General features: G+C 27.1%; 16 protein-coding genes. 8 read left to right on the top strand and 8 right to left on the bottom strand.

What is annotated here, in order from left to right:
- Nucleotides 1–321: 321 nt before the first annotated feature.
- From h2es_RS06685 to lgt, 4 genes are all read right to left on the bottom strand, one after another.
- Complete coding sequence (locus h2es_RS06685; protein ID WP_154512522.1) at nt 322–1,512, bottom strand: DEAD/DEAH box helicase; 1,191 nt, start codon at nt 1,510–1,512, stop codon at nt 322–324.
- 177 nt (nt 1,513–1,689) lie between these two features.
- Nucleotides 1,690–2,145, bottom strand: coding sequence for a DoxX family protein (locus h2es_RS06680; protein WP_154512520.1), 456 nt, complete (start codon nt 2,143–2,145; stop codon nt 1,690–1,692).
- Nucleotides 2,146–2,157: 12 nt separating this feature from the next.
- On the bottom strand, nt 2,158–2,892 hold the full coding sequence (locus h2es_RS06675) for an HvfC/BufC family peptide modification chaperone (protein WP_154512518.1): 735 nt from the start codon (nt 2,890–2,892) through the stop codon (nt 2,158–2,160).
- 235 nt (nt 2,893–3,127) lie between these two features.
- The gene (lgt, locus tag h2es_RS06670; protein ID WP_154512526.1) at nt 3,128–3,952 is read right to left on the bottom strand and encodes a prolipoprotein diacylglyceryl transferase; all 825 of its coding nucleotides are present in this window, start codon (nt 3,950–3,952) and stop codon (nt 3,128–3,130) included.
- A gap of 60 nt (nt 3,953–4,012) precedes the next feature.
- On the opposite strand from lgt, the gene h2es_RS06665 reads away from it, so the two are divergent.
- Together h2es_RS06665 and h2es_RS06660 are read left to right on the top strand one after the other, a co-directional pair.
- Nucleotides 4,013–4,273, top strand: coding sequence for an accessory factor UbiK family protein (locus tag h2es_RS06665; protein ID WP_154512516.1), 261 nt, complete (start codon nt 4,013–4,015; stop codon nt 4,271–4,273).
- 59 nt (nt 4,274–4,332) lie between these two features.
- Nucleotides 4,333–8,109 (top strand): pentapeptide repeat-containing protein, encoded by a 3,777-nt coding sequence (locus h2es_RS06660; RefSeq protein WP_154512514.1) that lies wholly within the window; start codon nt 4,333–4,335, stop codon nt 8,107–8,109.
- 11 nt (nt 8,110–8,120) lie between these two features.
- Here h2es_RS06660 and h2es_RS06655 read toward each other — a convergent pair whose 3' ends face one another.
- Complete coding sequence (locus h2es_RS06655) at nt 8,121–9,569, bottom strand: peptide MFS transporter (protein ID WP_154512512.1); 1,449 nt, start codon at nt 9,567–9,569, stop codon at nt 8,121–8,123.
- A gap of 93 nt (nt 9,570–9,662) precedes the next feature.
- The gene (mrdA, locus tag h2es_RS06650) at nt 9,663–11,423 is read right to left on the bottom strand and encodes a penicillin-binding protein 2 (RefSeq protein ID WP_154512510.1); all 1,761 of its coding nucleotides are present in this window, start codon (nt 11,421–11,423) and stop codon (nt 9,663–9,665) included.
- A gap of 562 nt (nt 11,424–11,985) precedes the next feature.
- Here mrdA and lon point away from each other — a divergent pair.
- Nucleotides 11,986–14,376 carry an endopeptidase La gene (gene lon, locus h2es_RS06645; protein WP_154512508.1) on the top strand — a complete coding sequence of 797 codons (2,391 nt, stop codon included), beginning with the start codon at nt 11,986–11,988 and terminating at the stop codon, nt 14,374–14,376.
- 9 nt (nt 14,377–14,385) lie between these two features.
- On the top strand, nt 14,386–14,706 hold the full coding sequence (gene rsfS, locus h2es_RS06640) for a ribosome silencing factor (protein WP_154512506.1): 321 nt from the start codon (nt 14,386–14,388) through the stop codon (nt 14,704–14,706).
- A 176-nt stretch (nt 14,707–14,882) separates the two neighbouring features.
- Here rsfS and h2es_RS06635 read toward each other — a convergent pair whose 3' ends face one another.
- Entirely contained in the window at nt 14,883–15,380 is a 498-nt protein-coding gene (locus h2es_RS06635; protein ID WP_154512504.1) for a TlpA family protein disulfide reductase, read from the bottom strand.
- Nucleotides 15,373–16,641, bottom strand: coding sequence for a S41 family peptidase (locus h2es_RS06630; protein WP_126044919.1), 1,269 nt, complete (start codon nt 16,639–16,641; stop codon nt 15,373–15,375). The genes h2es_RS06635 and h2es_RS06630 overlap by 8 nt, the downstream gene beginning before the upstream one ends.
- A gap of 39 nt (nt 16,642–16,680) precedes the next feature.
- On the opposite strand from h2es_RS06630, the gene h2es_RS06625 reads away from it, so the two are divergent.
- From h2es_RS06625 to h2es_RS06610, 4 genes are all read left to right on the top strand, one after another.
- Nucleotides 16,681–17,112 (top strand): ribonuclease H family protein, encoded by a 432-nt coding sequence (locus h2es_RS06625; protein ID WP_154512502.1) that lies wholly within the window; start codon nt 16,681–16,683, stop codon nt 17,110–17,112.
- 4 nt (nt 17,113–17,116) lie between these two features.
- Nucleotides 17,117–17,881, top strand: coding sequence for a 23S rRNA (guanosine(2251)-2'-O)-methyltransferase RlmB (gene rlmB / locus h2es_RS06620; protein ID WP_154512500.1), 765 nt, complete (start codon nt 17,117–17,119; stop codon nt 17,879–17,881).
- A 425-nt stretch (nt 17,882–18,306) separates the two neighbouring features.
- Nucleotides 18,307–18,786 (top strand): AraC family transcriptional regulator, encoded by a 480-nt coding sequence (locus tag h2es_RS06615; RefSeq protein WP_154512499.1) that lies wholly within the window; start codon nt 18,307–18,309, stop codon nt 18,784–18,786.
- Nucleotides 18,787–19,032: 246 nt separating this feature from the next.
- Nucleotides 19,033–19,311, top strand: coding sequence for an HU family DNA-binding protein (locus tag h2es_RS06610; RefSeq protein ID WP_154512497.1), 279 nt, complete (start codon nt 19,033–19,035; stop codon nt 19,309–19,311).
- Nucleotides 19,312–19,406 lie beyond the last annotated feature (95 nt).

Below are 19,406 nucleotides of genomic sequence, written 5' to 3'. Positions count from 1 at the left end.
ATCTTTTTTAATTTGTCTTTCTACTTCTTCAGGATTTTTTGCATTTAGCGTACTTACTACATATTGATTGAGCAAAAAAACTGCTATTAATATTTTAATTGTTTTCATTTTTTTATTCACCTTAGTATTTTTATTTAATAATTTTCAATATTTTTTACATATATCTCTCATTTAGATCTAAATATTTATATTAGTTGTCCTCAAATATTTGTTTTTATTTTTTCTTCCATATTCCTCCCCTTATTTTTACTTTATACTATACACTAAGTTTGTTTGCAATAAACCCATATTTTAATATAGATATTTCTTATAAACTCCTAATTATGAAGCATGTTTGGCACTATAAAATCTTTTTGGTTTATTATTTTTTTTATAACGATTATTACCAAATAATTTTGATTTATTATTTCTTTCCTTAAATGAACCTTTAGTTGGATCAACAAATCTCTCTATGCTTTTCCATTTATTTATATCATTAGGTAAAAGTAAATTTAATGCAGATCCTCTAGAATCAGCTCTACCAGTTCTTCCTATACGATGTATATAATCTTCATGAGACATTGGTAAATCATAATTAATTACATGTTCAACATGAGGAATATCTAAACCTCTTGATGCAATATCTGTTGCTATCATTATACGAAAATTTTTAGCACGAAAATTTTTAATCACCTTTTCACGTTTTCTATGTATAACATCTCCATGAAGCGTAGAAACACTGTGATTATTTTGCAGTAACTTTTTACTTAGACTTTCTGCGCTAATTTTTGTATTAACAAATACAATTATTGAACCTTCTCTCATATCAAGTTCGTTTGAGAGGTCATTATATTTAGTTGAATTATTTGTATACTTAATATCTTGCTTAATCTTAGGAGTAACTACATTTGAAGAAGTGACTGTAATTTTTTGAGGATTTTGTAAGTACTTTTTAGATAGATTAAGAATTGCAGGTGAGAAAGTTGCAGAAAACATCAAGGTTTGTTTTTCTTTAGGCAAAAATCCAACAATTTGATCTAACTGTATACTAAAGCCCATATCTAGCATCCTATCCGATTCGTCAATTACTAAAGTATTTACCTTTTTCAGATCTAATTTTTTTCTATTTATAAGATCATTGATTCTTCCTGGTGTACCAACAATAATATTTGGATTTTTCTTAAGTTTATGCATTTGCTTAAAAATTGGAGCTCCTCCAACCAATAAAACAGAATTAATAGTTTTGATTTTAAGAGCTAAATCTTTGATTACAGCTTGAATCTGAGATGCTAATTCTCTTGTAGGAGCTAATATTAAAGCTTGCTCTTTATCATATCTTAAGATTTTTTCTAATACTGGAATTAAAAATGCAATGGTCTTACCTGTGCCTGTTTGCGCAGAACCTATTATATCTTTGCCTTCTAAAATCACAGGTATGGATTTAGATTGAATAGGTGTCATAATCTTTAGATTCATTTTTATAATAGATTCTTGAAGCAAAGTTGTAATATTAAGAGAACTAAATTTATTCATAATTTAAATAATTTCATATATAAAGTGTTAATGTCTTCTAGTTTATTTATAAATATATTGATTTAATGAGTAATAAAACAGAACTTTAGATACATAGCTCTTAATATATAAAGTTATAAAATAGATTATTAACTTGCACAGGTCACACACTATAGATAAAATAATAAATGTCAATTACTATATTTTTGACTTTGCCTTTTTAGAAATAATATGATCAATAGAAAATTTGCCTGGTCCAAATATTAATATATTTAACACTAATATACCACAGATAAAATATTTATCATGATACATATAGCTGAAATTTATAAATAATATTATTGAAATCATAACTATAGCTGATGCCCTGCTTACTAATCCAAGCAAAAGTAATAAAGGAAAAAATAATTCACTAAAAGTACCTATAATAGCTGTGATTTTATAATGAATAAAAGGCATATTATATTCATGCTGGAATAAATACTCAACGACATGCCAATGCCCTTTTAATCCACTTTTTAGCTTTAGCCAGCCTGATTTGAAAAATATTAAAAATACATATGCTCTGCATAATAATAAATAAATGGAAGTAATATAACTGTAATTATCTTTTAAAAATAAATAACTTTTTTTGATTATATTTTTTATACACATTATTTACCTCTTTTAAAAAGTTAATAAATTTAATTGTAAAATTTTTGATAAAATTTTTTGCACCTTAATATCATCTTCAAGGTCATAAATCTCTTGCATGTTAGAGAGTTTATTATATCTTTTGAAATCTAATAAAAAATTATACTCAAAATTATTTAAACACAAATATTTTACTACATTGTTAATTTTTAAAATTAATAAATTAGATCCTCTTTTAGGTACTTCAATGCTTTTATCTACATGCTTTTTAGAATTACAGAACTTAAAAATAAAATCTATAGGATATTTAGATTTTACCAGTTTAATATATTTTTTAAGTTTAAAATCATTAAAGTAATAGATATTATCTGAGTTAATATTTATTTTATAATCTGTATTAGCATTACGAACTAAATATAAATAGTAATCTAATTTAGCTACATGATATAAGTAAGGAAATGATTTTAACTCTACTTTTGAGTTTATAAACGAAGAAAATTTCTTCCCATAATTTTTTAAACTATTACTTTTATGATAATTACTTTTGACATATAATTTTGCTAAATAATCAAAACATTTCTCCCCAATTAATTTCTTTATTGTTGGGTAAGTAGTACTTAAAGAGTTAATTAAAATTCCATAGAAATTATCTTGGCATAAATTAATATACTCTTTTATATATATATCGTTCTGAGTAATTATGCTTAATAATTTTGAATTACCATGATGCAGTATACTTTTTTTGAATACTTGTTGTAATTTATGCATATTCTATACCGCTTAATTTTCGAGCTAGATCTACATAATTTTTTAAATGCAGTTTATCCATTTTCCCCCTAAAATAATTAATAAATCAGTATTATGAAAGATTTTTCTTAAAATACTCTAAATAATATCTTATTTTCCAAATATTATTATGTTATTAGTTAGCTTATTATAAATACTTTCTCGAATTAAAATTTTTTTCATATATCTTCTCATGCTGTTATATATTAATGATAACCTACTCAATTTTTAGTTGCAACTCTTTTAAAATTAAATAAATACCCATTACTAGCATTGGAATTGACAAAATTTGTCCTAGAGATAATAAATTGAAAATGTACCCAATATGCTGATCAGGCTCTCTAAAAATTTCAATAATAATTCTAAATAAAGAGTAAAAAGTTAAAAAAACTCCACTGAGAAAGCCTTCCATATTTTTACTTTTTTTTGAATCTAAAGTTTTATTATTAAGAAAATTTTGCCTTATTCTAAGTGCAATTAACATAATGCAAAATAACATTATTCCTTCAAAAGCTGCTTCGTATAATTGACTAGGATGCCTTGGCTGATAATCTGTATTTGGAAAAATTACTCCCCAGCTTACATTTGTTTTTTTTCCATATAACTCAGCATTAATAAAATTTGCTATACGTCCAAAGAATAAACCTATAGGCACTACACATGCTATTAAATCCATTGTAAATATAAATTTTCCATTTTTTAAACTAAACAACCATATTGCTGCCATTAACCCAAGCAGTCCTCCATGAAAAGACATGCCACCATGCCAAATCTTAAATATCTCCCAAAAATCATCCAAAATTACATTCGGGCAATAAAATAAGATATAGCCTAATCTTCCGCCTATTATTATGCCAATAATAATATATGTAAGTAAATTTTCATAGGCACTTGAAATAAGGTTAGCAACAGTATACTTTTTCTCAATTTTTTTCAAAATATATACACCAAGCAAAACACCTATAACATAGGATATTCCATACCACCTAATTGATATATATCCTAATTCTATTGCTATTGGATTAATATTAGGAAAAAGCATTGCAAACATTAATTCTTACATGATATTTGTATTATTTAATACATATAAATATTTAAAAAAATGAAAAAAGACAACAAAATATTAGATGATCTAGCAAAGCTAGCAGGCTCAACTTTCACAGGAGCCGTAAATGTTAAGAATGAAATATCAGACTATATAACTACTCAAATTGAAATTTTTATAAAAAAAATGAACTTTGTAACAAAGGAGGAATTTGAAGTTGTGAAAAAAATAGCTCAGGATAATAGATTAATGATTGAAAAATTACAAAAAAAGAAGACAGTAAAAAGAAAAAAAATCACTAAATCTGAAAAAAAATAAAATGTTTTTTAAAGTAACTAATGTTACCTTAAATTTATAACTATTTTGTATTTAGTATTATGCCTAAAGTTGAAGAAATATATGCTCAATTAGAACAAGAAAGTATAAAATTAGATCAGTCCATTGAAATTATCCCTATATCTTTAGGTGAAGATTATCATAAATATATAAATGAGTATATTGAAGAGCTTGAAAAATCAAAAGCTGGAAAAGATGCAGATCCACGTGCACAATGGTCAATATATGAATATGTTCAAACAAGGAGAGAAGAAGATGGTATTCCAGAACCGGAAAATTTAAATTTATTAATAGATTATATTACTGAACATAGAAAAATTAAAAATGGAGAACCAGGAGACCAAAAAGCTGCGGGAAGTTTAAATGAATATTTGCAACAAAGATTTACAGAAGAGAATCCTAAATATAAAAGTAAGGTTATAGTAGCAGAAATTAGCGGAGATTATGGAATAGTTGAACAATATATTGATAGTTATGATAGCGATAGAAATTTTGTAGATGAATATTATGAACAAGATCCTTTAAAATTAAGTGAAGTTGATTTATCTGGGTGTGTCTTTTCAAATGTGAGATTTTATAAATCATTAAATGGAGCAATATTTAGAGATTGTATTTTTGATGAAAATGTTATTTTTGATTCATGTGATTTATCACATGTTGATTTTAGAGGTTCTAAATTAAATTGTGATTTTCGTAACTACTTATTAGCAGATGGTGAATTACCTGATGGAGATGATGAAAGATTACTTGACTCTCTTAAACTTGATTACGCAAATGCTGAAAGAATGCAAATGCAGAAATTATTTAGAATTGAAGCAGATGATAAAAGTCCTTTGCCAGCTAACAAAAGAACTGAATATGATTATGAACCTGAAGAAAGGTTTAGACGAGAAAATGATGCAAGAAGACGTTATGAATCTGAATGTGAGGATGAGATTAATCGTTTTAAAAAAGAAAAGCTTTCCATACAGAGTTATAAAGATTGGGCTTTAAGCTTTGTGAGTGAGACAGATAAACAAAGGCAACTAAATCAGGAAATTGCTGAAGGAGTTGAAGAAATTAAAGCTAAATATAAGAAAAGACTTGAAAATGAGTTATTTATAATAGCTAATGAGTATATAATAGAGCTAAAGACAGCATATTATGACCCAACATACCTGCCAAAAAATCCTGAACGAGCTAACTCTGTTAAGGTAAGACTTGAAGCTACACAACAAGATTTAGAAGATTATATAGAATATATTAATTCTTTGCCTGAAAAAGCAGCTAAAAAATCATTTAACGATTTTTTGTCTGAAAAAACAACAAATCAAGCAATATTAAGCCAAGCTCAAGATTTAAATCCAGGCAAAGATATAATACCTGTTGCAGATTTCTTCTATAAAGAAAGTAAATATCAAAGAATTAGTGGTTTAGATTTATCTAATTTGGATTTAAGTGGAGTTAATTTTGCTTGTGTAGTATTCCAAGATTGTAATTTTGAAAATACAAATTTAACTGGAACTTGCTTTGAGACTGCGTCACTTCAAGGTACAAGCTCTTTTAAAAATAGTACATTAACAGATGCTAATTTAATTGCTATTAAAGGAGAGAATGTAGATTTTTCTCAAGCAATTATGCCAAGAGTTAGAATGATGTATAGTCGATTTACTAACTCAAATTTTGAAGGAGCACTGCTTTATTCTGCAGACTTGACTGGATCAAGTATTGAGAACTCAAGTTTAAAATCAGCTATTGCAGATAGATCTAATTTAAACAAAGTAAATTTAAGAGATGTTGATGCTAGATACGTTAAAATGAGAAAAGCGCATCTTCGGGAAGCTGTGTTAGAAGGTGATTTTTCTCATGCAGATTTTTCTCAAGCACAAATGGAACAAATTGATGCAAGTAAAGCAAAGCTTGAAGAAGCAGTTCTTGAAGAAGCTAATTTAAGGTATGCTGACTTAAGAGGAGCATTATTAAACAAAATTAAAGCCAAAGGAGTGAATTTATCTGATGCAGATTTAGAGTCAGCAAAATTAGAATTAGCTAAATTATCTAACGCAATAATGGATGGGGCTAATGCTAGGTATGCAGATTTTAAAGACGCGACATTGCAGGATGTTCACGCTCATCAAGCTGATTTTTCTCATGCTGTGATGGAAAGAATAAGAGGAGAAAGATTAGATGTATCAGGAGCCATATTAAATGAAATTAATTTAAAAAATGCTAATCTTACAGAAGCTGTTTTAGAAAATATAGAGGCATACAAGGCAGATTTTAGAGAAGCAACTTTGAAAAAAGTAAATGCTAAATTTGCTGAAATGGTTGCATGTGATTTCAGTGATGCCATTGCTAGAAATATGGATATTTCAGGTGCGAAACTTCCAATGTCACATATGGAAAGGACAGACCTTACAGGTGTCATATTTGATCCAGATACTTTATTATTAGATGTAAATTTTAGAGATGCAATAGGAGCTGATGCTCTAAAAGAGCTACAAGAAAATCAACATTTGGTTAAAACTCAACTATTTGGCAGAAGCGAATATGGATATTGTAAAAGTAATGATGATGGTACAAATGATAGATTTAAGTGTCAAAGAATTGGTGCAGCAATATTATCTTCTGTAATTGGTGCTGGGGCTGGTTATACCTTGTCAGGTCCATTTACTGGCATAGCTGGTTCTGTAGCAGCAGGAATAATAAGTGATCAAGCATTACATGCTGTTAAAAATGGGTATTTTAGAGAGCAAGGTTATATTAGTAATCAATTAGGTGATAAGCTTGCTGAATTAGGTGCTGTAGCAATATCTGCTGGAGCTGGAAGCTTAGATGCTGGAGTCAATACTATTCCAGTTGCAGCAACTTTATGTGCAGCAACTGGTTTGATATCTCCATCTAGTATAGGAGCAACAGTTGGAGGAGCACTTAGCACATATGCAGGTATAAATATTTTAAAAAGTGGCTTTACAGAACAAAGTTATACGAAAAAAATAATAGGAGCAACTTTAACAGGATTAGGCGTTATAGCAACATCAGTTGGGCTAAGTTCTCTTGCAAATGGGTTCAATACATTTGCAGGAACTGTACTTTGTGGAGCAGCAGCTGGAGGTATACATGGAGGAATTTTTGCATACAAACAACTCAGAGATTATGATGAAAAAAAACACACAGGAATGAGACCAGAAGAGGTTTATGCTTTAAGTGTGCATAAGGCTGAGGAGAGTTTCAAAAAAATATGGCCTACCAAAAATAAACTTATTTGTGGAATTGTTTTTGCTGCCCTTGCTGTAGGTGTAATATTAGCTTTGAATCCACTTTCAATAACTATCGGCTATTCATTAGCTGTAAATGCAGTTATATTAGCCAATACAGCATTTGCAGCAGGAACATTAGGTTTTACTTGTGGATATATATTTGATGAAAAATTATCATTTTGGAATAAGATTAATTTAGATGGTATTAAGGGATATTTCCATGAACAAAGTCATGATAAACAATTTTCAGAAAGAGATATTTCAAAGCAATCTGATGATTTAGGGTTATTTTCAGGATACATTATTGAACCAAAAAAGCAATTTCAACAAGATCATTCTATACAAACAAGTAGTAGTGGATATTTCGATTTGGGGTTAAATTCTTCAGCTATTCATATTAAACAACAAGTTGAATTGAAAAAAGATTCTGTTGATAAATTTGTTGAAGCTCAAACAAAAGGATGTATGGTTGAAAGAACTTCTGTTGTTGAAAGAAGACCTAGCTTAATTGAAAAAATAACAGCGCCAAAGACTCCTAATACACATGCTGTTAACAAGGGGCCTGCAAGAGTATTATAGAAATTTAATTTTTAGGTATTGTTATTCATCAACCTTTTTAAGAATGGTATTGTTATTAAGAAAACAAATGTTAAAGCAAAATACAATAAGCTAATATTGAAAAAACCTTCTTGATATATTAATAGTGAATCTTTTGCATTTTTTATATTTTTTGGAATAGACATTAATTTAGCAATTTCTCCACCTATTATACTAGAATAAGCTATGCTAAGTAGCATAATTCCCATCATAAATCCTTGGATTTTTTTTGGCGATAATGCGTTATATAAAGAGAAAAGTAAGGGTGCAACATAAAGCTCTGTTAATGACATCATTGCTATAGATAAAAATAAGTATATTACGTTACTCTGATAAAATGCATTATGATTCCTACATCCAATATACAATAATAAAAAGCAAATTAGCATAAACACTAATCCCATAAAAAATCTAAGCAAAGGTTGCTCTTTCTTAGCAAAATAATTGGCAATAAATGGCCCAAATATCATGACATAAGCTGGATTTAATGATTGCAGTGCTGCAGCAGGAATTTCAAATCCAAATATAGTTTTATTCACATTTCTTTCTGTAAATAAATTTATCAATGATCCTAAATGCATTTCTGTTGCATAAATTAACATAAAGAAAATTGTTAATATCAACAGTACAAGTAAGTTTTGACGTTCAAGTCTATTGCTTTTGTATAATAAATTTCCCAAGACTAATACAATAAATAAACCAAAAATATCAAGTAAATATATAAATTGCTCATTATAGTATAGCATTACAGCAAATAAAGCAGATATAGCAATGCTACCAAAAAATATAACTTTTTCTAAACTAATACCTAATATGTTTTTCACTCTAGAAAAATCTGGAATATTGCCTATATTTTTAAATAGATACTGATATTTTAAAAAAACAATTGTGCCAAACAACATAAAAATTCCTGCAAGTCCAAATCCATAATCCCAACCAATATAATGTGCAACATAGCTACATCCTATCATAGCAATAAAACCACCAACATTGACTGCAATATATAATAAAGTGAATCCACGTTCTTTCTCTGGATCATCCTTTTTGTAACAACCTCCAAGAAGGTTTATAAGATTACCTCTAAATAAACCTGAGCCAGTAGCAATTAAACCCAGTCCAAAGTACACTATACTTGTATTCAAGTTAATAAAAGTCATTATAAAATGCCCTAAACACATTATAATTGATCCAATAATTATAGGAATTTTATACCCTAATAATCTGTCAGCAATAATTCCAGCAAATACTGGCACAAGATATGCAAATGCAGAGAATAAAGAGTAAACTCCATAAGCCTTTGGATCAGAGAAACCTAATTGAGATACTAAATATAAAATGAGCAAAGCTCTCATCCCGTATATGCTGAATGATTCCCACATCTGAACAAAAAATATTACAAGTAGAAATTTTTGTTCTTTAAGTATATATATCTTTTTATTCACACTATCAGAAATATAAAGTATCTAAACAAGCTATCTTAAGATTTATCACTGAGTCAACAATAAAGGTAATATATATTTTGGTTAGTATTAAAATTAAATATACAAGTGTTTTAAATCATTAAGTATATTTCTTGAGATTGGTAAAGCTGTTTTTGATCCCCAACCACCATTTTCAATAACAGTAGATATAGCAAATTTAGGAGAATTAAATGGTGCATACCCTACAAATATACTATGATCTTTATACATATCACTTAAAATATCATGAGTTGTTGACACTACTTGAGATGTGCCAGTTTTACCAGCAATTTTAAATTCTTCATCGTCAATCCTTTGTCTGTAACCAGTACCTTGTGTATTATAAAACACTCCTAACATAGATTTTCTCAACATATTCAAATGCGTTTGATTAATCTTTAATTTTTTACTTTGCATACTATTATTATCATTCTCTATCGTTTGATCAAACACCTCACCTGTAGCAACTCTAGACACCATTTGAAGTAACTGTATAGGCGTTGTTTCTACATATCCTTGTCCTATAGATGAATTAATTGTGTCACCTAAATACCAACTCTTCTTATATTTTGATTTCTTCCACTCAATGTTAGGAATAGTACCTCCAATTTCAAATGGAAGTTTAATATTAGTTTTATCTCCTAATCCGAGCTCTTTTGCAATTTTACTAATATTATTTATACCTACTCTTAATGATTGGTGAAAAAAATACACATTACATGATTTTGCAAAAGCTTGTTTTAAATTAACATTTCCATGGCCATACTTATTCCAGCATTTATATACTCTACCACCTAATTTATAATGACCGGGACAATAAACTGTCTCATTTGGATTAATTCCACTTTTTAAGATTGATAAGAACATTATTATTTTGAAAATAGATCCAGGATGGTATTGACTAGATATACACTTGTTAATTAGTGGGTTATATTTATTATTAACTATTTCTTTCCATTTCTTACTTGATACGCCATCAATAAAAATACTAGGGTCAATTGTTGGCATAGATACCATTCCAATTATTTTTTTCTTTACTAAATCTGATATTATTATTGCTCCATTGTATTCACCAATGTGATTGGATATAATATTCTGTACATTTTTATCAATTGATAACGAAATAGTTGAACCTTTTACAGGGGGTATAACATCAACTTGTTTTGTAAAATTACCTTTCGCATCAACTTCAATTTTTTTTATACCAGGTTTTCCTTGTAAAATTTTATTATACTCTTTTTCAATACCATCCTTTCCAGTTAAAAATTTATAATTTTTCGGTAAATTTTCTAAATCAATTTCTTTTAATGTTGCATTTCCAATATAACCAATAACATGGAAAGTTTTTTCTCTTAATTTATAATTACGAATATATTCTTCAATTATTTCTACCTCTTGTAAATTAAGATTAGAATCCACTAAAATAGCATTTTGCAAAGAAATATTTTCAATTAATTTGATAGGTTGGCTAATTGGAATATTTTTTGATTTTTCAACTATTCTCTGTAAAGATATTTTTTGACTGATCAAAATATTATTAATTTTATCTACTATATGTTTTAGGCGACTCTTAAACTCTATTTTTATTATGAGAGAATAAATCTTAATATTGTTTGCTAATACATCACCATTTATATCAAGTATATCACCTCGTAGAGGTGGTGTTGGTAATATCCTAAGTCTATTTTTATTAGATAAAGTTTGGTAAACATTAGAGTTTAAAATTTGCAAATAATAAAATCTGCCTATTAAACAACTTATCAAAGCTCCTTTAACAGAGCCTAAAATTAAAGCTCGTCTTGTTAAGGTTTTGTATTTGCTTTTTTCATCACGCATTAATCTTATTATTATGGATGAATTTATTAGTTAAATAATATATAAATGGAAAAAATGCTATTGTCACAAAAGCTTTTTTAAAAAATATATCAAAAGAAAATATATCACAATTTTTAAAAAAACTTAGCAAAATATATTTGATAGGCAACAATATAATATTTAATATGGTAAAACTAAGCCAATCAAATAAAATATTGCTGGAATACTTTTTTCTAAGTGTATCTATATAGAAAACATATATAGAATTTTGTATAATGCTAATTCCTATATAATTTAGTCTTAATAAATCATCTAATAGAGACAAAAAAAATATATTCACATATATTAATAAATCACTTCTCTGTAAATATATAACATATATTAATAATGATAAAATTTCTGGAATATATTGATATTTAATATTAATTTGAAGAGGGGTATATTTTATTAAGATAACTAATATTAGAAAGATATTTACTTTTAATTTTGAAATAAATTTCATATAAATATTTTATAAATAAACTTGTTAAAATGACATTAAACTATATATATAATTATAAGAATATAATATACAAAAGCTATAATGAAAGCAAAAGTTACTGAAGAATTAGATTTATATCCTGTGTTACCTCTTAGAGATGTTGTGATATTTCCAAAAATGATAGTACCTTTGTTTGTAGGCAGAGATAAATCTATCAAAGCTTTACAAAACATAGGAAAAAATAACAAAATTTTTTTAGTTTCTCAAAAAGATGGGGCAAATGATATTCCAAAATCAAGTGATCTACACAAAATTGGTGTTGTTTCAAAAATTTTACAAGTAATTAAATTACAAGATTCCTCTGTAAAAATTTTAATAGAAGGGCTAGAAAAAGCTAAGGCAACAAAATACATAAATAAAGGCAATTATATAAAAGCACATGTTGAAGTAACAAAAGACATCTGCTCCAACGATGAAGAAACTTTAGTACTAAGGAATGCTGTTACTAATTTATTTGAAGAATATCTCAATTATGGCAAAAAAGCTTCTCAAGAAGCTTTTCTTAATATTACTAAAATTAAAGATTTAGTTAGTTTCTGTAATGCATTATGCTCTCAGATACATTTAACTCTAGCAAAAAAACAACAAATACTTGAATTAAATGATGTAAATAAAAAGCTAGAAAATCTAATGATTTATATAAATGCTGAAATTGAGTTATTAAAAGCTGAAAGCAAGATAAAAAATAGAGTAAAGACACAAATTGAAAAAAATCAAAAAGATTATTATTTACAAGAACAACTAAAAGCTATCCATAAAGAATTAGGAGAAGAGGATATAAAAGAAGAGTTTAATGAATTAGGTAAGAAAATAGAGAAACTTAAGCTTCCAAAAGAGGCAAAAGAGAAAGCTAATTCAGAACTAAAAAAACTCAAGATGATGAACCCTATGTCATCTGAAGCAACAGTTATTAGAAATTATCTAGATTGGATAATATCTTTACCTTGGAATAAATTAACTGTGAACAATAAAAATCTTAAAAAAGCTCAAGATGCATTAGACAAAGAGCATTATGCCTTAGGTAAGGTAAAAGAAAGAATTATTGAATACCTTGCTGTCAACCTTAAGTCAAAAAAGCTTGGAGGTAGCATTATATGTTTGGTTGGGCCTCCTGGAGTTGGTAAAACTTCCCTTGCAAAATCAATAGCAACAGCTACGCATAGAAATTTTGCAAAAATAACATTAGGTGGACTTAGAGATGAAGCTGAAATAAAAGGCCATAGAAGGACATATGTTGGTGCAATGCCAGGAAAGATAGTTCAAGCATTAAAAAAAGCTAAAAGCTCCAATCCCTTAATTTTACTTGATGAAATTGATAAATTAGGAACCGATTATAGAGGAGATCCAAGCTCTGCTTTACTTGAAGTATTAGATAATTCTCAAAATAAACATTTTAATGATAATTACTTAGAAGTTGATTGCGATTTATCAAAAGTTATGTTTGTAGCAACAGCAAACAGCTTTAATATTCCTATTCCATTATTAGATAGGTTAGAAATCATTAGATTATCAGGTTATACTGAAAAAGATAAATTAGAAATTGCTTTAAAACACTTGATTCCTAAAATTAGAGACTCTCATTGTGTGAGTGAAAAAGAATTAAAAATCAGTAATTCTGTAATTATTGATATAATTAGACATTATACTAGAGAAGCAGGTGTGAGAAATTTAAATAGAGAAATCGAAAAAATATTTAGAAAATCTGTTAAAAAGATATTACTAGAACAGCAAAAAAGCTTTGAAATTACAAGCAATGATCTTCCTGAATTTTTAGGGCCTCATAAATTCAACTATGAAGGAATTGAAAAAAATAATAGAATCGGAGTTACTAATGGTTTAGCATATACAGAGGCTGGGGGAGATTTATTAGCTATAGAAGCAGTGAAATATAGAGGAAAAGGTAATATTAAAATCACCGGAAAACTTGGTGATGTAATGAAAGAATCTGTTCAAGCAGCTCATAGTTACATTCACTCAAGAGCTAAAAATTATGGAATTAAAGAGGAGTTATTTCAAAAATATGATATTCATGTACATGTGCCTGAAGGTGCAACACCAAAAGATGGGCCTTCTGCTGGTATAACTATATCTACCTCAATAGTATCTATACTTACAGATATACCTGTTAGAAATGATGTTGCTATGACTGGAGAAATTACATTAAGAGGGAATGTTTTGCCAATTGGAGGGTTAAAAGAAAAGTTATTAGCAGCTTTAAGAGCTGGAATAAAAATAGCTATAGTCCCTAAGGAAAATAAAAAAGATATGGATGAAATTCCAAATGAAGTAAAAGACAATATAAAAATTATATTTGTAGAAACTTTTGACGAAGTGATTGAAAATGCATTAGGTAAAAATCTACAAATTATACCAGATAAAATCTACGATAGTAATATAGATAACGAACAAGATAAAATACTTCAAAAACACTAATTGCATAATATGAATGAGGAAATAATAAACGCTATAGTAAATAAATTAAGTGAACTAAAAGCTGAAGATATTAAAGTAGCTAAACTCTCTAATAACATTTTTAGTACTGCAATATTAGCTACAGGAAACTCCTCAAGGCATGTTTTAAGTTTAACAGATAATATTTGTGATTTTTTAAAGCAAAAATATAAAATATATACTAAAAGTGAAGGAAATAATTCTTGTGAATGGGTAATAATAGATGCTAATAACTTAATTATTAACATCTTTCAAAAGCACTCAAGGGAGAAATATAATCTTGAAGAAATTTGGAAGTTATCGTCAAATTAACCATAGCATAGACATAATTCAATGTTGCAAACTGAAAAATTCGAAACAAAACTTAAAATTAGGAATATTGGTAATTTATAAAAATTATTTTTTCTTTTTGAACGGCTTAGAATTAGTTTGCAACAAAGCTAATCAATTTAACTCAAAGCTCTAATAATAAATTATATCAAATAAAGTTATTTTTTATTCTGGTTTTTTATAATTTTGCTAAGTTGCTCTAGTTCAAAATATCCTTCTTTAATTATTGTATTATTTTCATTAAGTATGCAGTAAAAGGGAACTGCATTATCATAATTTATGTTTGTTTTTATAAGGAACTTCTCAATTTCAGCAAATTTATCAAAGTAAAAAATTTTAGATTTATCCTTAATTTTAGTGTTAGAAAATTTTAATAATTTTTTATTATCATCATCTAATGAAATAATATAAAAATTATATTTTTGTGATAAATTACGATCAAGTTGCATTTTATGTAACTTATCTAAAGTTTCATTACATTCATAACACCATGAAGTAAAAAAATAAATAAATTTATATTTCTTTTTATCTTTGTAAATTACATTTGCTATTTTTTCTGATGTTGTGGGTATTAAATCAAGACAATAAGCTTGCATTATAATTTTAGGTGAAAAAATAATTAAACCAAATATTAAAAATAAAATAAATTTATTCATTTTTATCATGAGTATATAAAGAAATGCCTTTTACTAAATCTATTGCTCTGAGTAGTACATAGTCATTTTGATAATTCTTCAAATTTTTATGATTATTATTTTTAATAATAGCATTATTTGTGTCATTATTTAACTCTGTATTAACAAGAGGAGATATTATTTCTATATTTGGTATTATGCATTCTTCTTGTATAGATTTACCTAAAGGAGTATAAAACTTAGCTGTTGTAAGCTTTATAGCCGAACCATTACTAAAGGGGATTAAGTTTTGCACAAGTCCTTTACAAAAAGATTTTTCTCCCATTACCAGGGCTCTCTTGTTATCTTGCAATGCTCCAGCTACTATTTCTGATGAAGAAGCAGAGCCATTATTGATTAATATTACTATAGGCAGTCCTTTTATTATATCAGCACCAGTTGCATCATATGATATTTCTTCATTATTATGTCTAGTTTTAATTGATACAATAATTCCATCATTCAAAAAAAGTCTTGAAACTTCAACCGCTTGATCTAAAATTCCTCCGGGATTATCTCTTAAATCTAATATTAATCCTTTAATACTATTATGATTATTGATTATTTTTAATAATTCATTTTTTAAAATTAAGCTGGTTTTTTCACTAAAATTTCCTATTTTTGCATAAATTACTTTATCTTGATTATAATAAAGAACTTTAGTTGGAATGAGCTTAATTACGTCTCTTGTTATTACTACTTCTTTTATTTCTCCTGAATCTCTATAAATTTTAAGCTTCACTGTGCTGCCTGGTTCTCCCTTTAATTTGTCAGATGCTTGGACAATGCTCATACTACCAATAGCTTCATCATTAATCATAACAATAATATCACCAGGTTTGATTCCAGCTCTGTAAGCAGGAAGATTTTTATAAGAAGAGACTACTTTTAAAAAACCTTGTTCCATATTTATTTCAACACCAATTCCTCCAAATTCACCTTTTGCACTAGATTTCATGTCGTCATACTCTTCTTTAGTTAAAAAAGTTGAGTATGGATCTAGTGAATCAAGCATGCCATTAATTGCACTTTGCATAAGCTGTTTATTATCTACTTTATTAATATATTGATTGTGGATAATATCTATTACTTCTTCAAAATCTTTCATATCTTTGTATTTTTCATTGGCAAATCCTAAATTGCTATAGGTAATTAAAATGTAGAGTATTGCCAAAACAGATATTAAATTTTTATGGCTTTTGGTGTTCACAAATAATAAAAATATATTTACTTTAATGAACATAAATATATCATAAAATCAAAAAAATACTTATACTTTTTTATGAAAATTTATTGCGATGGTTCTTGTTTAGGAAATCCTGGTTTAGGAGGTTGGGCAGCTATATTTATCAAAGAAGATAAAATTATCAAAAAAATTTATGGTTGTGATAAGCATACCACCAATAATAAAATGGAGCTGACAGCTGCTATTAAATCTTTAGAAAATTTAGAAATTATGGATAACATGATTGAAATATATACTGATAGTAACTATCTAAAATGTGGAATAACTGAATGGATTAAAAATTGGAAAATCAATAATTGGAAAAATGGAAAAATAAAAAATATAGAATATTGGAAAGACCTAGATAAATTAAATTCAGTTTATAATACAAAATGGTTCTGGGTTAAAGCTCATAATGGCAATAAATTTAATGAAATTGTAGATAAACTTGCAAGAAATGCTGCAGTTAATCAAATTGAATTAAATTAATTATATGTTAAAAAATAAAAAACATTATCTTAGTAATGATAATTATTGGCTATATGGCAAGCATCCAGTAATTTCAGCTATAAAAAATCCTGCAAGAAAAATTTTAAAATTATGTGTAACTAAAAATACTATTGATTTTGTTAAAAAAAACATAGGAACTTATATTGAGGACAAAAACATAAAAATAGAAATTTTAACTAATATTGAGATCAGTAGTAAGATTGGAATTAATGAATCAATTCATCAAGGCATTGCAATAATGGTGAAGTTATTAAAGTCACCTAGTATAGATAATTTAATTAATAATATTAAAAGCAAAAGTATTATAATGTGCTTGGATCAAATTAACGATCCACAAAATATTGGAGCAATTATTAGATCTTCTCTTGCATTTGCTGCTGATGCAGTAATAACTACTAAAGATAATGCTCCTTCAGAAAGTGCATCACTTGTAAAAGCTAGTGCTGGTGCATTTGAGTTAATACCATATATTCAAGTTGTTAATATGGCTAGAACGTTAAAATTTTTAAAGAATCAGGGATTTTGGGTTGTATCTATTACACAAAATGGTGATAATAATATTGGTTCTGTTGCTAAATTTAATAAAATTGCGTTAGTTTTAGGCTCAGAAGGTAAGGGAATCAGAGATATCAATTTAAAGCAAAGTGATGTAAAAGTTAAAATTGATATGTCAAATAAGTTAGAAAGCTTAAATGTTTCAAATGCTGCAGCTATTATTCTACATCAATTATATATAAATTTTAATTGATTCATTTTATCGCGAATCTTGAATAAAGACTTATTATTCAAAAATGTATAACTCTGTCAGCAACAGTTATAATATTAAACTTTAATGGCAGTGGATTTACCAAAAGAATTTTATAAATTAATGATGTTAGGAATAATAATTCTTTCAGTTTTTTGTGATTCTAATTTTTGAGTTTTGAATGTACATCCTATAATAATTTCTCCACTAAAATTTTGATTTTTGAAGTTTGTGTCTATATTTATAAGTTTTGCTTCTTCAATAATTGCTTCCCTTTAAATATTTATTATTATACTTTTCAACTCATATTATGTAACTTTTTATTTTACACCATTACCTTTTTAATAAAGTATTAAAGCTAGATTTGAATTTATTATTGATATATATTAAACTTTAAAATGTTATAATATTAATATAGTGGGAGTAGTATGGTAGACTTGACAATAAAAATAAAAAATTTTCCAAAGTTACATGTAGCATATATAACTCATATAGGACGTTATAAGGATTGTTATGGCGCATGGGAACGTCTTTTATCGTGGGCAAAAAATAGTAATATTAACATTGATAATATAATAAGCGTAGGTGTTTGTTATGATAATCCTGAAGTAGTTCAAGACTGTAGATATGATGCATGTATACAAGTAGAAAAGGGAGTAATAACTATAGATGATATTAAAACTAAAGTGCTAGAATCTAGAAAATGCATTTCAACTATACACAAAGGTAGTTATGATATAATGATTAATACATATAAAAAAATATATACTGATAAAATTAATGAGAGGTATGGAGTAGACCTTTTAGCACCATGCTTTGAAATATACAAAAATAATCCTCATAACACTCCACCAAATGAGTTGTTAACTGAAATTTTTGTTCCACTAAGAGAACAAAATAACATATAGAGCTATGTTACAAATTGCTATTAAGCGGTGCAAGAAGTAAGAAATTATTTTATATGACTCTACTGATTGTATCATTTATTTCAATCTTATCTTTTCAGTTTGCAATACTATCCTATAAAAAATATTTTCTTTTTATAGTAGCACTAACATTGTTTTTGACATTTTATATATTATTTTATAAAAGTAGTTTCTAAAATAGAACAAACATATTATTAGGCCACAATTAACAAAATAAGAGTAGTAATTATGAACAAAAGTGAATTTATAGAAATATTATCAAAAGAAATCAATACAAGTAAAGCAGAAGCTGGAAGGCATTTAGATAAAGTGTTTAAATGTATAGCTACATCTTTAAAAGATAAAGACGAACTAAGATTTATAGGGTTTGGGACTTTTAAAGCTAAACAAACAGAAGAAAAGGAAGTAAAAACCCCAAGAGGAACTATAGCAAAAGTTCCAGCACAAAGAAGGGTTAGTTTTTCTGTAGGTAGTGAATTTAAAGCTGTTGTAAATAATAATAAATAGAAAAAATATATGTTAGCAGCAGTTGTATATGGAGCAATAATAGCTATAATATGCTTTGCTTTTGGTTATTATGTTGGAAAAAGCAAGTGATTATT

The organism is Rickettsiales endosymbiont of Trichoplax sp. H2 (assembly GCF_009690945.1).
Lineage (GTDB): Bacteria > Pseudomonadota > Alphaproteobacteria > Rickettsiales > Midichloriaceae > Aquirickettsia > Aquirickettsia rohweri.
This window is presented reverse-complemented; position numbering and strand designations above follow the sequence as displayed.